Origin of the sequence: Kribbella sp. ALI-6-A, assembly GCF_001984195.1 — a bacterium.
Classification (GTDB): domain Bacteria; phylum Actinomycetota; class Actinomycetes; order Propionibacteriales; family Kribbellaceae; genus Kribbella.
Genome location: NZ_MTQN01000012.1, coordinates 2,253,922 through 2,266,806, shown reverse-complemented (window position 1 = coordinate 2,266,806; position 12,885 = coordinate 2,253,922). Strand labels below are relative to the sequence as shown.

16 protein-coding genes, 2 tRNA genes and 1 pseudogene are annotated in these 12,885 nt (G+C 69.0%); 7 read left to right on the top strand and 12 right to left on the bottom strand.

Annotation, left to right across the window (positions count from 1 at the left end):
- Window positions 1–60: 60 nt before the first annotated feature.
- Entirely contained in the window at window positions 61–807 is a 747-nt protein-coding gene (locus tag BWI15_RS37360) for a (2Fe-2S)-binding protein (RefSeq protein WP_237771619.1), read from the top strand.
- Window positions 808–813: 6 nt separating this feature from the next.
- On the opposite strand, the gene BWI15_RS37355 is transcribed toward BWI15_RS37360, so the two are convergent.
- On the bottom strand, window positions 814–1,668 hold the full coding sequence (locus BWI15_RS37355; RefSeq protein WP_083751213.1) for a phytanoyl-CoA dioxygenase family protein: 855 nt from the start codon (window positions 1,666–1,668) through the stop codon (window positions 814–816).
- Window positions 1,669–1,849: 181 nt separating this feature from the next.
- Between BWI15_RS37355 and BWI15_RS37350 the strand changes: the two genes are divergently transcribed.
- Window positions 1,850–2,602, top strand: a complete 753-nt coding sequence (locus BWI15_RS37350; RefSeq protein ID WP_077019169.1) for an SDR family oxidoreductase — start codon at window positions 1,850–1,852, stop codon at window positions 2,600–2,602.
- Window positions 2,603–2,692: 90 nt separating this feature from the next.
- On the opposite strand, the gene rpmG is transcribed toward BWI15_RS37350, so the two are convergent.
- From rpmG to BWI15_RS37335, 3 genes are all read right to left on the bottom strand, one after another.
- Entirely contained in the window at window positions 2,693–2,860 is a 168-nt protein-coding gene (gene rpmG, locus BWI15_RS37345; RefSeq protein ID WP_012923742.1) for a 50S ribosomal protein L33, read from the bottom strand.
- A 64-nt stretch (window positions 2,861–2,924) separates the two neighbouring features.
- Window positions 2,925–2,998, bottom strand: a tRNA-Met gene (locus BWI15_RS37340).
- Between the two features lie 50 nt (window positions 2,999–3,048).
- Window positions 3,049–3,121 (bottom strand) — tRNA-Thr (locus BWI15_RS37335).
- Window positions 3,122–3,600: 479 nt separating this feature from the next.
- On the opposite strand from BWI15_RS37335, the gene BWI15_RS37330 reads away from it, so the two are divergent.
- Window positions 3,601–4,497 (top strand): M23 family metallopeptidase, encoded by an 897-nt coding sequence (locus BWI15_RS37330; RefSeq protein WP_077019168.1) that lies wholly within the window; start codon window positions 3,601–3,603, stop codon window positions 4,495–4,497.
- A 7-nt stretch (window positions 4,498–4,504) separates the two neighbouring features.
- Here BWI15_RS37330 and BWI15_RS37325 read toward each other — a convergent pair whose 3' ends face one another.
- Genes BWI15_RS37325 through BWI15_RS37315 form a run of 3 tightly spaced genes read right to left on the bottom strand, consistent with a single transcriptional unit; the run spans window position 4,505 to window position 6,786 of the window.
- On the bottom strand, window positions 4,505–4,999 hold the full coding sequence (locus tag BWI15_RS37325) for a GNAT family N-acetyltransferase (RefSeq protein ID WP_077019167.1): 495 nt from the start codon (window positions 4,997–4,999) through the stop codon (window positions 4,505–4,507).
- A gap of 33 nt (window positions 5,000–5,032) precedes the next feature.
- Window positions 5,033–6,127 (bottom strand): sensor histidine kinase, encoded by a 1,095-nt coding sequence (locus BWI15_RS37320; RefSeq protein ID WP_077019166.1) that lies wholly within the window; start codon window positions 6,125–6,127, stop codon window positions 5,033–5,035.
- Window positions 6,124–6,786 carry a response regulator transcription factor gene (locus tag BWI15_RS37315; protein WP_077019165.1) on the bottom strand — a complete coding sequence of 221 codons (663 nt, stop codon included), beginning with the start codon at window positions 6,784–6,786 and terminating at the stop codon, window positions 6,124–6,126. Before BWI15_RS37315 ends, BWI15_RS37320 begins: the two co-directional genes overlap by 4 nt.
- An 88-nt stretch (window positions 6,787–6,874) precedes the next feature.
- Between BWI15_RS37315 and BWI15_RS37310 the strand changes: the two genes are divergently transcribed.
- On the top strand, window positions 6,875–7,492 hold the full coding sequence (locus BWI15_RS37310) for a M15 family metallopeptidase (protein WP_077019164.1): 618 nt from the start codon (window positions 6,875–6,877) through the stop codon (window positions 7,490–7,492).
- Here BWI15_RS37310 and BWI15_RS37305 read toward each other — a convergent pair.
- Window positions 7,489–8,028, bottom strand: coding sequence for a GNAT family N-acetyltransferase (locus tag BWI15_RS37305; RefSeq protein ID WP_077019163.1), 540 nt, complete (start codon window positions 8,026–8,028; stop codon window positions 7,489–7,491). The two genes, BWI15_RS37310 and BWI15_RS37305, sit on opposite strands and share 4 nt — an antisense overlap.
- Window positions 8,029–8,067: 39 nt before the next feature.
- Here BWI15_RS37305 and BWI15_RS37300 point away from each other — a divergent pair, with 39 nt between their 5' ends.
- Together BWI15_RS37300 and BWI15_RS37295 are read left to right on the top strand one after the other, a co-directional pair.
- Window positions 8,068–8,637, top strand: a complete 570-nt coding sequence (locus BWI15_RS37300; protein ID WP_077019162.1) for a helix-turn-helix domain-containing protein — start codon at window positions 8,068–8,070, stop codon at window positions 8,635–8,637.
- 29 nt (window positions 8,638–8,666) lie between these two features.
- Window positions 8,667–9,911, top strand: a complete 1,245-nt coding sequence (locus BWI15_RS37295) for a TerC family protein (RefSeq protein ID WP_077019161.1) — start codon at window positions 8,667–8,669, stop codon at window positions 9,909–9,911.
- A gap of 492 nt (window positions 9,912–10,403) precedes the next feature.
- Here the strand turns inward: BWI15_RS37295 and BWI15_RS37290 are convergent, their stop codons facing one another.
- Window positions 10,404–11,084, bottom strand: a complete 681-nt coding sequence (locus BWI15_RS37290; protein ID WP_077019160.1) for a YdcF family protein — start codon at window positions 11,082–11,084, stop codon at window positions 10,404–10,406.
- Window positions 11,085–11,246: 162 nt separating this feature from the next.
- Window positions 11,247–11,570 carry a TRIC cation channel family protein gene (locus BWI15_RS39935; protein WP_202817800.1) on the bottom strand — a complete coding sequence of 108 codons (324 nt, stop codon included), beginning with the start codon at window positions 11,568–11,570 and terminating at the stop codon, window positions 11,247–11,249.
- On the opposite strand from BWI15_RS39935, the gene BWI15_RS39930 reads away from it, so the two are divergent.
- Window positions 11,554–11,805 (top strand): hypothetical protein, encoded by a 252-nt coding sequence (locus BWI15_RS39930; RefSeq protein WP_202817799.1) that lies wholly within the window; start codon window positions 11,554–11,556, stop codon window positions 11,803–11,805. The two genes, BWI15_RS39935 and BWI15_RS39930, sit on opposite strands and share 17 nt — an antisense overlap.
- A gap of 72 nt (window positions 11,806–11,877) precedes the next feature.
- Here BWI15_RS39930 and BWI15_RS40790 read toward each other — a convergent pair.
- Together BWI15_RS40790 and BWI15_RS37280 are read right to left on the bottom strand one after the other, a co-directional pair.
- A pseudogene (locus BWI15_RS40790) lies at window positions 11,878–11,949 on the bottom strand (hypothetical protein); the annotation flags it as partial.
- 200 nt (window positions 11,950–12,149) lie between these two features.
- Window positions 12,150–12,857: an alpha/beta fold hydrolase gene (locus BWI15_RS37280; protein WP_143466123.1), complete on the bottom strand. Its 708-nt coding sequence runs from the start codon at window positions 12,855–12,857 to the stop codon at window positions 12,150–12,152.
- Between the last annotated feature and the right edge of the window lie 28 nt (window positions 12,858–12,885).

Sequence of the window (12,885 nt, the reverse complement as noted above, 5' to 3'; positions counted from 1 at the left end):
GAGTGCCGCCACCCACTCCGCCGAGATCACTGGGGGATCTGAAGCAGGAAGGGCAGGACTGTGACGGCAGTGGCCGCGTTGAGCCGGTACGCACCCCGCTACGCGCTCCGGATCGGAGTGCCGAGCGGTTCTGAATGGTTGCGCGTCGACCAGGTGCTCGAGCCGGACAGCCCCGAGCTGACCGAGCTGCTCAAACGCGACCACGACGCCAGCGGGCACACGTCGGCGCACGCGAACGCACTCAGCCTGATCTCGTTCTACGCCGGCCGCGTCCCCGCGACCGCGCTGTTGCTCTGGGCGACCGAAGGCAGGGTCCTCGACATCCGGCCGGAGAACCTCTGGGTCCGGCCGCACGACGGCCACGGCCTGGCCGAGGTCGCGATCCGCTCCGCCCGCTTCCTTCCCGGCGGCCTGCACACCCTGTACGACGTGGTGCTGACGCAGCACCTGCTCCCTCTCGCCGCCGAGCTGCACCGCCGTACGCGGGCCGGCCTTCGCCAGCTGCACGGCGGTGTCGCGGCCGGGTGCGCGATGGGGTTCTGCGCCGCGACCCGCGAAGAGGAAACGATCTCCCCCGGCTTTCTGCTCGAGCGCTGGCAGACCTTCGTCGCGCAGGCCCCCGGCGGCCTCGCACGCCTCGGCGACGTCACCGAGGCGGCCGGCAAACTCGTCTACCTCCGCAACACCTGCTGTCTGTACTACACCAGCGAGAACGGCTCGAACTCGCTGTGCGGCTCCTGCTGCCTGACTCCGCGGGAGGACCGGCTGGCGGCGTACGAGGCGGGCCGGCCGATCCTCACGGTCTGAGCCGGTTCAGCCCTCGGCCTCGCCCATCACCAGGCCTTCGATCGTGTGCTTCTGGGTGATCGGGGTCAGCTCGTCCACCACCGGGCAGTGCAGGTGGTCGAGAACCACCGCCGGCAACGTGTCCCGGTACGCCGAGGTGATGGCCAGGTCGTGGCGTTCGGCGTTGCCGGCGCCCGGGGCGTCGAGGCCGAGCACCAGCACCGGGCGGGACAGCTGCGAACGGTTCTCGGTGCCGCGGTGGATGGTCAGCGCGGAGCGGATCGAGATGTCGCCCATCTGCGGGTACTTGCGCACGGCGAGCTCGCGGTACCGGTCGTACTCCGACTTCGGCGGGAACATCTCGTGCTCGAAACCGTCGCCGTGCTCCCACTGCGTGCCCGGCGCGATCTCGAACGGTCCCATCTCGTCGGTGGTGTCGACCGTGGTCACGTTGATCGCCAGCGACGTGAGCCGCTGCTCGGTCTTGGTCTCCTCCGGCATCGGGAAGTCCCGGTGCCACGGCTGGTACTGCGCGCCCGGCAGCGGAACGTCGAACCCGACCTCGACGATCTCGTACTCCGATCCCAGCACGGCCTCGGCGACCGCGGTGATCCACGGGTGCCCGGCCAGCTCGGCGAAGCCACGCAACTGCTGGGGGTGGATCTCGACGTAGTACCGCTGCGGGCCGCGCCCGACCGCTCCCCCGGGCCGGGTCAGCGCCTCCTGGAACGCGACGTCGATGTCCTCGCCCAACTGCTGCACCCACGCGCGCGAGAACGCGCCCTTGAAGCCGACGATCCCGTCGGTGCGAATCTGCTCGACCGCCTCGTCGCGTTGCTCGTCCGTCAACGGTTCCGGCGTGACCGCGGTGTCGTTGCCCATCGAGACCTCCCTGGTTCCTCGGCGCCAGTCTGACCGCCACCTCTACAACGATGCAATGCCTTGTGCCCGGTCGATTTCGTCCGCCCACGTCCTGCCGAGCCCCTGCTCGACCGACCGTGGTTACCGCGCCACCGTCCGCGTACTCCTGGGAGTAGATCCCCCAAGGAGCAAAGGAACAGTCATGACAGATCTGACCGGCAAGGTCGCCCTCATCACCGGCTCGGCCCGCGGTATCGGCCGCGGTATCGCCCTGCGGTACGCCGCGCTCGGCGCGCGCGTGGTGCTCAACTACGCGGGCAACAAGGACGGCGCCGAACGCACCGCCCAGGAGATCCGCGACCTCGGCTCGGACGCGATCGCCGTCCAGGGCGACGTCTCCGACCTGGACGCGCTGGAGAACGTCTTCACCGAAGGTCTGCGCACCTTCGGCCGGCTCGACATCGTCGTGGCCAACGCCGGGATCGAGCTCGTCGACCAGCCGATCCTCGAGGCGACCGAGCAGCAGTTCGACCAGTTGTTCGCGATCAACGCCAAGGGCACGTTCTTCACCCTGCAGAAGGCGGCCCGCTACGTCGCCGACCAGGGCCGGATCATCTGCGTCGGCTCCAGTACGACGGCCCGGCCGTTGTCCGGCGTCGGCCTGTACGGCGCGAGCAAGATGCCGCTGCGCTACGCGGTCGAGGTGCTCGCGCTCGAGGTGGGTCACCGGGGTGTGACGGTGAACACGATCCTGCCGACGGTGATCGAGGGCGCCGGCGTCTTCACCGAGACCCCGGCCCACGACGATCCGATCCGGACCATGATCCCGCGCCCGATCGACGGCCGGATGGGCCGGATCGAAGACGTCGCCGACGCGGCCGAGTACTTCGCGGGTCCGCTGGCGCACTGGGTCAGCGGGCAGACCCTGCTGATCAGCGGGGGCGGGCTGCAGTAGCCCGGGGCGCTGGTCCGGGTCGGGTTTTCGGGCACAGCGAAAGGGCCGCTCCGGTGAACAGAGCGGCCCTGACGCGAAGTCTGCTGAAGGTCAGCGGGTCTCGCGGTGGTCGGTGTGGTCGTTGCAACGAGCGCAGTACTTCTTCATCTCCAGGCGATCCGGGTCGTTGCGCCGGTTCTTCTTGGTGATGTAGTTGCGCTCTTTGCAGACGGTGCACGCCAGCGTGATCTTCGGGCGGATGTCCGTTGACTTGGCCACTGCTGCCTCTTCTTCTCAGGAACACGCGTCACCGACGCACGCTCACTCATTGCCGTTTGGTGGGTAGCGGGGGCGGGAGTCGAACCCGCGACACCACGATTATGAGCCGTGTGCTCTAACCACCTGAGCTACCCCGCCAGAGAGTCCGTCACCCCACCCGGCGGACCGGGCGGGACAGCGATTCTCAGAGCCCCTTTACGGAATCGAACCGTAGACCTTCTCCTTACCATGGAGACGCTCTGCCGACTGAGCTAAAGGGGCGGGCCGAGGAGAGAGATTACACGGTCCCGGGCCTCGATGTGAAATCGAGGTTCGAAGCTGTGCTGCCCCCTCTGTCCGACCAGAGAATCATACCGGCTCCCGGGCAGTGCTTTTGACCATTTTCGGGTCCGGATCCGCGGCACCTCGACGCCTCGCCGGCGCCCTTATAGCCGGTCCGGAGGGCAGGTATGCGCCAAGACGCGCGTGATACCGGTCACTCCGATTTTCAACTACTCACGGGTCACCGGCCCGCTCGGCGGCGACAGTCCGGCAGATCAGATTCACTGTCCGTAGCCGTTTTCGGCGTTCTGGTCGCGGTCCGCGTTTGAGCCCGCCGTGATCTCGTCGTTATGGTCGATGGGCCGCTGCGGGATTCCGTGGCGGCGACTCGACTTGGAAGGCCCCTCCCCGTGTCCCCTCACCATGACGTGCCGGAAGCAGAACGGCCGGCACCTCGTCGCCTGGCTGCTCCCCGTCGGGTGGCCAAGCACCGTTCCACCCGGCGAAGTCCGGCCCGTGGCATGCACCTGGTCGGCCTGACGGCAGCCCTGGCCGCCGCAGCCGGTACGACCGCCGCAGGCCTCGCCGCCGCCCCGTCCACCCAGGCCTCGGCCGGAACCTCCCTGAGCGCAGCTCAGGCCGAGGCACTGACCACCGCCCGCGTCGACCGGCGTGACCTCGCTTCCCGCAACATGTCCCGCTTCGAGCTGTCGCTGTCCGCGACCCAGCAGGCCGCCGCCAAGGCGAAGGCCGCTCAGGTCGCCAAGGCCCGCGCCGCCCAGCTGGCCGCGAACGCGACGCTCACCCAGAAGCGTGCCGCCGCTCTGGCCGCTGCCAAGGCAGCCGCTCAGAAGAAGGCCGCCGCCGCAGCCAAGGCAGCCGCCGCCGCGAAGGCCGCGACTGCCGCGAAGGCCGCCGCTGCCGCCAAGGCCGCCGCCGCAGAGCGGGCCGAGGCGAAGGAGCGGGCCGCCGCCGCGCAGCGGGTCTCACTGCCGACCACCGGGTACCGCCTGACCGCACGTTTCGGTCAGGGCGGCAGCCGCTGGGCCAGCAACCACACCGGTCTCGACTTCGCCGCCCCGATCGGTACGCCGGTCCGCTCGGTCCTGTCCGGCGAGGTCGTCCAGGCGGAGTTCGCCGGCGCCTACGGGCGTCAGGTGAAGGTCCGGCACGCCGACGGCACGGTCACGTCGTACGGGCACATGTCGCAGTTCACCGTGAGTGTCGGCGACCGGGTGAACGCCGGGACGCAGATCGGCTCGATCGGGATGTCCGGCAACACGACCGGTCCGCACGTGCACTTCGAGGTGCTGCTCGGCGGCTCCGACCAGATCAACCCGGAGCCGTGGCTGCGCGACCACGGGGTCAACCCGTAGGGAAAGCTCAAAGAAACAAGGCCAGGTCGACCGCGTCGACGTACTGGCCGTCGATCAGGAACTCTCGTGGGTGGGTTCCTTCGACGACATAGCCGTGGCGCTCGTAGAGCCGCCGTGCGACGGTGTTCACACCGTGCACGTGCAGGGTGATCTTACGAGCGCCACGGCGTTTCGCTTCGGCGGTGACGGCGTCCATCAGCACCGACCCGATGCCCTGGCCGCGCGCCTCCGGCGCGACCGCGAGGCCGTTGATCGACAGCACGCCGGCGCCTTCGGGAAACGGGTACTTGTCCTGCAGCCGGATGTAGCCGACCAGCCGTCCGGCGAGCTCGGCCACCAGGAACGCGTCCGGGCCGTAGCGCTCGGCGAAGAACGTCGTACGGTCCCCCGCGGTGAGCGAGGGAAAGCCGGAGGTGGCGTCCCAGGCGGTCAGCTCGATCTCGAGCAGGGCGGCTTCGTCGGCGGCGACCGCGCGGCGGACGGTCACGGTGTTGTCACTCACCTCTCCATCTTCACCCTGCCGTCAGGTCACCAGCTACAGATTTGCCGCCGGGAGCTCGGCGATGACGGTGAGGCCACCGGCCGGGTTGGGCGTGAGAGTGAGCCGGCCGTGATGCGTCGCGACGATCCGGTCGACCAGGGCGAGGCCGAGGCCGTGGCTTCCGGTATGGCGGCCGGTGGTCTTGGCGAAGGGCTCGGTCAGCGTGCCGGCCTGCTGCGGAGTGACGACGGGACCGGTGTTGGTGACGACGAGCCGGTGGTCGCGCGTGCTGATGGACAGCGTTCCGCCCGGGCCGGTGTTGTGCCGGATTCCGTTCTGGCCGAGATTGGTGACCAGCTGGTGCACCAGCACTTCGTTGCCCATGACAAGGGTTTCTTCGAGGTCCGCCGTCACGGTGATGCCCGCGGACGTCGCCTCGGCGCGCAGCTCGTCGACCGCTCGCCGGGCCGTCGTGGCCAGGTCGAGCGGGTCCAGCTCGACGGCGCGGTTGTCCACCGAGGCGAGGGTGAGCAGCGCCTCGACCAGGTCGATGCCCCGCTGGTTGGTCTCCTGCAGGCGCCGGGCCAGCTCGCGCACGTCCTGGTGCTCAGGGTCCGCGATCGCGACCTCCAGCATCGTTTTCATCACCGCATGCGGGGTGCGCAGCTCGTGGGAGGCGTTCGCCGCGAACCGCCGGTACTGCTCGAACGAGCGCTGCAACCGGTCGAGCATCTCGTCGAAGGTGTCGGACAGGTCGGTGAACTCGTCCTTGATCCCGGTCAGCCCGATCCGGTGGTCGAGCGAGCCCTCCGCGGCCCGGCGCGCGGCCAGGGTGATCTCCTGCAGCGGGCGCAGCATCCGGCCGGCCAGGTACCAGCCGCCGGCCATGCCGACGATCGCGAGGAACACCAGCGCGTACGCCGACAGCGTGACGATCGTGTCGAGCAGTTCGCCGCGGGTCGGGACCGGGGTCTGGTCGCGCGGGTTGGCGGCGGTCAGCGGGTAGTTCGGGACGTAGCGCATCACGCCGTAGATGACCGCTGCCACCACCGCACCGGCGATGACCAGGAGGCCGGCGTAGCTCAGGGTCATCCGCAGCCGAACGGTCAGTCGCGGCCGCCAGGCGACCAGGGGGGCCGGCGTACTCATGGTTCGCCGATGCGGTAGCCGACGCCTGGCACGGTGTGGATGACCCAGGGATCGCCGAGGCGCTTGCGCAGGGCGGAGATGGTGATCCGGACCGAGTTGCTGAACGGGTCGGCGTTTTCGTCCCAGGCCTTCTCCAGCAGGGTTTCCGCGCTGATCACGCCACCTCGCGCGGCCACCAGGATCTCCAGCACCGAGAACTGTTTGCGGGTCAGCTTCACGTACCGGCCGAACCGGTACACCTCACGGCGGAAGGGGTCGAGCCGCACCCCGGCGTACTCCAGGACCGTGGGCGTCGACTCGGCCGGGCGCCGGGCCAGCGCGCGCAACCGGACGACCAGCTCGCGTAGCTCGAACGGTTTGGTCAGGTAGTCGTCGGCACCGATCTCGAATCCCGCGACCTTGTCGTCGAGGTCTCCGGCCGCGGTCAGCATCAGGATCCGGCACGGCAGACCCTGCGCGACGATCCGGCGGCAGACCTCGTCGCCGTTCGGGCCCGGGATGTCGCGGTCCAGCACCACCACGTCGTAGGCGTTCACACTCACCGACTCCAGCGCCGTGTCGCCGTCGAACGCAAGGTCCGCCGCGATGGCCTCCAGCCGCAGGCCGGCCCGGATCGCCTCGGCGAGATAGACCTCGTCCTCCACGACCAGCACCCGCATACCGTCCATTGAAGCAGACGGCGGATATCGACAACGTAAGCAAAAACAGTGACGCCACGGCAACACGCGCCCCGGTGGACTGGGGGCCATGAGCGCAGACGAACTTGTTGCCGCCCGCAAGAAAGAGCGCCGGTTGACGGTGGTCACCGCGCTCGCCGCGCTGGTCGCCGTCGTCGCGTTCACCGTGGCGGCGTGCGGTGCGCTGAACGACCGACAGGACTCGACTCCCGTCTCCAGCACCTCCGGTACGGCGGACGACCACGACGGCCTGGCCGGCGTCGCGGACGGCGTACTGCCGGACAACGCGTCGCCGTTCGACACCTCGCTGCCCGGGATCGCGAAACTCGACCCGGCGCTGCTGAAGGCCGTCCAGCAGGCGGCGAAGGCGATGGAGGCCCAAGGCATCAAGATGCACGTGACCACCGGTTGGCGCAGCAAGGCCTACCAACGGCAACTGCTGGAGGACGGCATCAAGAGGTACGGCAGCCTGGCGAAGGCGCGGGAGTTCGTCTCGACGCCGGAGGAGTCGCACCACGTCACCGGGAACGCCGTCGACATCGGTCCGACCGACGCAGACGACTGGCTGATCCGCAAGGGCTCCCGCTTCGGCCTGTGCCAGACACTGTCGAACGAGATGTGGCACTTCGAGCTGATCGTGAAGCCGGGCGAAGACTGCCCGGCGCTCAAGGCCTCGGCGAACAGCTAGCAGGTTTCCTCGGGCGGATCGTCGCCGGTGGCAAGGGATCGCTGCGCCCAGGCGACGTCGTGCCAGGCGTTGTTCTTCCAGCCGATCCGGCGATAGGTGCCGACCGGTTCGAAGCCGAGGGCGGCGTGCAGGCCGACGCTGGCGTCGTTCGGCAGGGTCATCCCGGCGATCGCGGTCCGGAAGCCACGGTCGATCAGCCGGTCGAACAGCGCCTCGTACAGCGCGCGCCCTCCCCCGGTACGCCGCCGCCCGAACTCCAGGTAGATGCTCACCTCGCACGACCACCGGTACGCCGCCCGCTCTTTCATCGGCCCGGCGTACGCGTAGCCGACGATCCGGCCGGCGTCCTCCAGCACCAGCCAGGCGTGCCTGCGCTGCGCGGACCGGATCCGCTCGGCCATCGCTTCGACCGTCGGCGGCTCCACCTCGAAGGTGATCGCGGTGTCCCGCACGTACGGCGCGTAGATCGCCGCGCAGGCGGCCGCATCCGCCTCGGCGACGGCGTCCCGGATCACCCGCTGCTCAGTCAACGACATGTCATCATAGTAGCCATACTAGCCGCTATAGTGGCAAGCATGGATCAGCTCTCCGCCTCGCTCGCCGCGACCCTGCAGGCCGCGCGGCACGACCGCGACCTGTCGGTGAACGCGCTGGCCGAGCGCTCCGGCGTCTCCCGGGCGATGATCGGCAAGATCGAGCGCGGCGAGGCCCAGCCGACCGCCGTACTGCTCGGGCGCCTGTCCGGCGCACTCGGTATGACGTTGTCGGAGCTGGTCGCCCGGGCCGAGCGGGCCGAGGGCGACGAAGGCCGCATACGCCGAGTCGGTGACCAGCCGGTCTGGACGGATCCCGCGACCGGTTACCGGCGCCGCGCCGTCTCTCCCGCCACCGACAGCCCGCTCGAGCTGGTCGAGGTCGAACTCCCGCCCGGCGCGTCGATCTCGTACCCGGCCGACGCGTACATCTTCAAGACCCAGCAGCTGTGGATTCTCACCGGCCGGCTGCGGTTCCACGAGGGCGACCTGGTGCACGAACTGGACGCCGGCGACTGTCTGGAACTCGGCGCCCCGGCGCCGACCACGTTCCACAACCCCGCGACCACCGTCTGCCGTTACGTCGTCGCACTGGTCAAGACACGTTCCTGAGCACGCCCCGGCCGTGATTGAGTACGTGCATGGAGGTTTCATCGCTGGTCTGGGTCCTGACCATTGCCGGCATCCTGGGGCTGCTTGCCTTCGACTACTTCTTTCACGTCCGCCGCGCGCACGTGCCGCAGCTGCGCGAGGCCGCGATCTGGTCCAGCGTGTACGTCGGGCTCGCGCTGCTGTTCGGCGTCGGCACGCTCGTCTTCGGCGGGACGGCGATGGGCTCGGAGTACTTCGCCGGCTACGTCACCGAGAAGGCACTCTCGGTCGACAACCTGTTCGTGTTCCTGATCATCATGACCAGCTTCCGGGTACCGCGGGAGGACCAGCAGAAGGTGCTGCTGTTCGGCATCATGTTCTCGCTGGTCGCGCGGACCGGGTTCATCCTGCTCGGCTCGGCGCTGATCAACACCTTCGCCTGGGTGTTCTACCTGTTCGGCCTGACGCTGCTGATCACCGCCGGAAACATGCTGCGACCGTCCACCGAGGAGTCGCACTCGGCCCAGAACGTGGTGGTCCGGCTGAGCCGGCGGTTGTTCCCGACCACCGAGAACTACGACGGCGACAAGCTGTTCACGGTCGTCGACGGCCGCCGGGCGATGACCCCGATGCTGCTGGTGATGGTCGCGATCGGCGGCACCGACCTGATGTTCGCGCTCGACTCGATCCCGGCGATCTTCGGCCTCACCCAGAACGTCTTCGTGGTCTTCACCGCGACCGCGTTCAGCCTGCTCGGCCTGCGCCAGCTGTACTTCCTGCTCGACGGCCTGCTGGACCGGCTGATCTACCTGTCCTTCGGCCTGGCCGCGATCCTCGGCTTCATCGGCGTGAAGCTGGTGCTGCACGCCCTGCACGAGAACAACGTGCCGTTCATCAACGGCGGCGAACACATCGAGGTCGCCGAGATCAGCACCGGCCTCTCACTCACGGTCATCCTCGCCGTCCTGATCGTCACCGTCCTGGCGTCCCTGCTCAGCACCCGCGGCCGCACCCAGACCGCGATGGCCAACGCCCGCCGCGACGCCACGGCGTACCTGGACTCGGAGTACACCAAGGACCCGGTCGAGCGCGAGCGGATCTACCGCCGCCTGATCGAGTCCCGCGACCACATCGTCAAGCTCGGCCCGAAGGCCAAGCAGATCGTGAAGAACGAGCCGGAACTGCTGGAACTGTGCGGGCGGGCGGCGCTGAGCCACGACGCGGCGATCGCGAGCGGGCGGCACCCGGACGACGACGTGATGGGGCCGGACCCGGCGCCGCTTTCCGGGTCTTGAGGTACGCCGGCCCCACGCGGGCGCCTTTGCTCGCTGGCGCTCGCACGGGGCCGGCTCCCGCCCACCCTTTGTTGAGTGCGCGCTGGCGCGCTCATCGACTGCGGGTGATCCGGCATAGAACCTGTTTGATTTCTGCACGGCTGACGCCGGTGCCCACCCACGCGGGCGCCTCGCTCGCTGGCGCTCGCACGGTGCCGGCTCCCGCCCTTGTTCTAGCGGCGGGCTAGCGCCCGGTTGAGGCGTGCTATCGCACGCGATGCGCGTGCTTCGCCCGCTTCGGCGCGCGCTACCGCGCTCATCGACATCGGGTGATCGGTCGCGGGGCGTGGTCTGGTTCCTGCACGGCGGGCCCACCTACGCCGGCGCCTCGCTTGCTGCCGCTCGCACAATGCCGGGTCTCGCATTATTCGAGAGCGGGCTAGCGCCCGGTTGATGTGTGTCCGTGGCAATCCCGACCTGAATGGATCCCGTGAAGACCGGAGAGGGCCGACCTCAGCTCATCAGGCGGCTGGCATAGCCAACATCGACGAGTCGCTGGTAGGCGGCGCGAACGTCATCCGGCACCACCTGCTCGACTGCGAAGCCAAGGGCCGGGTACTCGATCACGCGCTGCAGGTCGCCGACAAGCATGTGGATCACGAGACCGGGGTCTCCGATGCTGTCGATGTAGCCGGCCAACTCGATCGGTTCGGAGGCGCAAACGACCTCGACCTCCGGCCATACCTTCTGGCACGTCGCAACAGCTCTGCGCTCCATGTAGGGCTTGGAAATCAGCAGGACTGATCCGACCGGCACCTTCGCCTCCGCCAGGAGGTCACGCGCGAACGCGATGTTCTGGCCGGTGTTCGTCGCCAGCCGTTCGACCAGTACCGCTGAGTCAGGGACGCCGAGCGCGATGGCGTGCTCGCGGTAGTGGACCGCTTCGCCGCGGGGGAACCGTGCAGCCGTTGTACGACTGTTGGCTCCGGTGAAGACAAGGGTCGAGAAGAAGCCCTGGTGGTAGAGCTCGGCTGCGAACGTGGCGACACCGAGGTCGTGGCTGCCGAGTCCGATCCCGACGTCGACCGGTCTGTGACGGTGGTGCAACTGGTGATAGTCCCAGATCACCTGTGCATCCATGAGCTGGTCGTCGGTGGGCACATGTCCGGCTTCGCTGATCATTCTCTCCGTCATCTTCGATCCGCTCTCCGCCGGCAGCCAAGGCGCTGATGCGTTGGATGCTGTCAGCACTGCGTACGGCCGTTCGGTCCGTCAGCAGAATATGCGCGCGAGCGGAATCGAGCTCGACGCGCTGCAGCGGCTGCGGGTTCTGGAGTGCGGAAGTGCCGACCTCCATCAGGTGCCCTCCGCCGAGCCCGCATCGAATCGTCCATCCTCGACCCTCGGACGGCCTGCGCGTCGGCCTCGGACCACGAACTGCTCCGGAAACGTCCACTCGAACCGCACCGCAGCCAACCGCACCAGCGTCGTCACCACCACGCAGACAACCCCCGCGACCGGGATCGGCGTACCGAGTCCCGCGAGCAAGACCAGCACCCCCGTGCCGGCGCCCGCCGCGACGGCGTACAGGGTACCCACGTGCAGGAACGAGAACGACAGGCCCAGCATCACATCGCGCAGCATCCCGCCGCCGATGGCTCCGATGACGCCGACCACCACCGCCGGCCACGCCGACGCCGAGGGACAGTGCCTTCGAGGCGCCGATGGCTCCGAACAGGCCCATCACGACGGCGTCGAGGAGCACGCTGATCAACCAATCCCCTCGGGCGAGCACGGGTTGCAGCAGCATGCCGAGGATCGCCGCGGCACCGGCCACGGTCAGGTACCAGTTGCTCCACACCACGACCGGCGGCTGGTTGAGCACGATGTCGCGGAGCAGGCTTCCTCCGAGTGAGACGGCGAGTCCGATCACGAGGACGCCGAGTACGTCGATGCGGCGGGACCTGACACCGGCGGCGAAGAGTGCGCCTTGGAGCCCGCCGAGGCCGGCGGCCAGGAGTTCGATCCAGAGCGTCACCTGGAACGGGGTGATCGACATGTCGTCCCTCCGGACAGGTGGCCCGGCGCACCGATCGGGGCGCACCGGGCCAACGTCAACAGCAGATCCCGCGGGCCGTCTCGTCGCTTCGCCCGTACGCCGCTTCAGCGGCCGGCGGGCGAAGCGGCGCAGCGCCCAGTGGACGAAGCGCCTCAGCGACCGATGGGCGCAGCGCCTCAGTGACCGATCAGCGCAGCGGCTCAGCGACCGGCGGGCGCGGCGGCCTTCGCGGCCTCGTCGATCGTGTCGGCGACGACGCCGGCCTGGGTCATGAAGACGGCGTGGCTGGCGGGCACGGTGGTGATCTTCGCGCCGCTGCGGGTCGCCATGTGCTGCAGCATGGCCTGGTCGAAGGCCTTGTCCTCCGTGGCGATGACGGCCCAGGTGGGCTTGTCCCGCCAGGCCGCGTTCTTCACCGCCGCGCCGAAGGCCGACATGTTGATCGGGACCTGCGAGTCCCGCAGGAACGCGGCGTCGGTGTCGCTGGCGTCGTGGGCGAAGCCGGCCTTGAACTGGTCGTGGTTGAGGAAGCCGAAGCCGTCCTCGCCGACGTCGATCACGAACTCCGGCGTCGCCGCGAAGCCCTCGTACTGCTGGCTCGTGGTCTCGCCGGCGTCGGGCGCCAGCGCGGAGACGTAGACCAGACCGGCCACGTTCGGGTGGACTCCGGCCTCGGTGATCACCGTGCCGCCCCACGAGTGGCCGACGAGAACCGCGGGGCCGTCCTGCCGGTCCAGCACGCGGGTGGTCGCTGCGACGTCGTCCTCGAACGAGGTCAGCGGGTTCTGCACGATCGTCACCCGGTAGCCGCGCGCGGTCAGGTTGTCGTAGACACCCCGCCAGCCCGAACCGTCGGCGAACGCGCCGTGCACCAGTACGACGTTCTTGATCTCCTGGTCGGTGCTCATGCTCTGGTCTCCCTTCCCGCACCGGGAG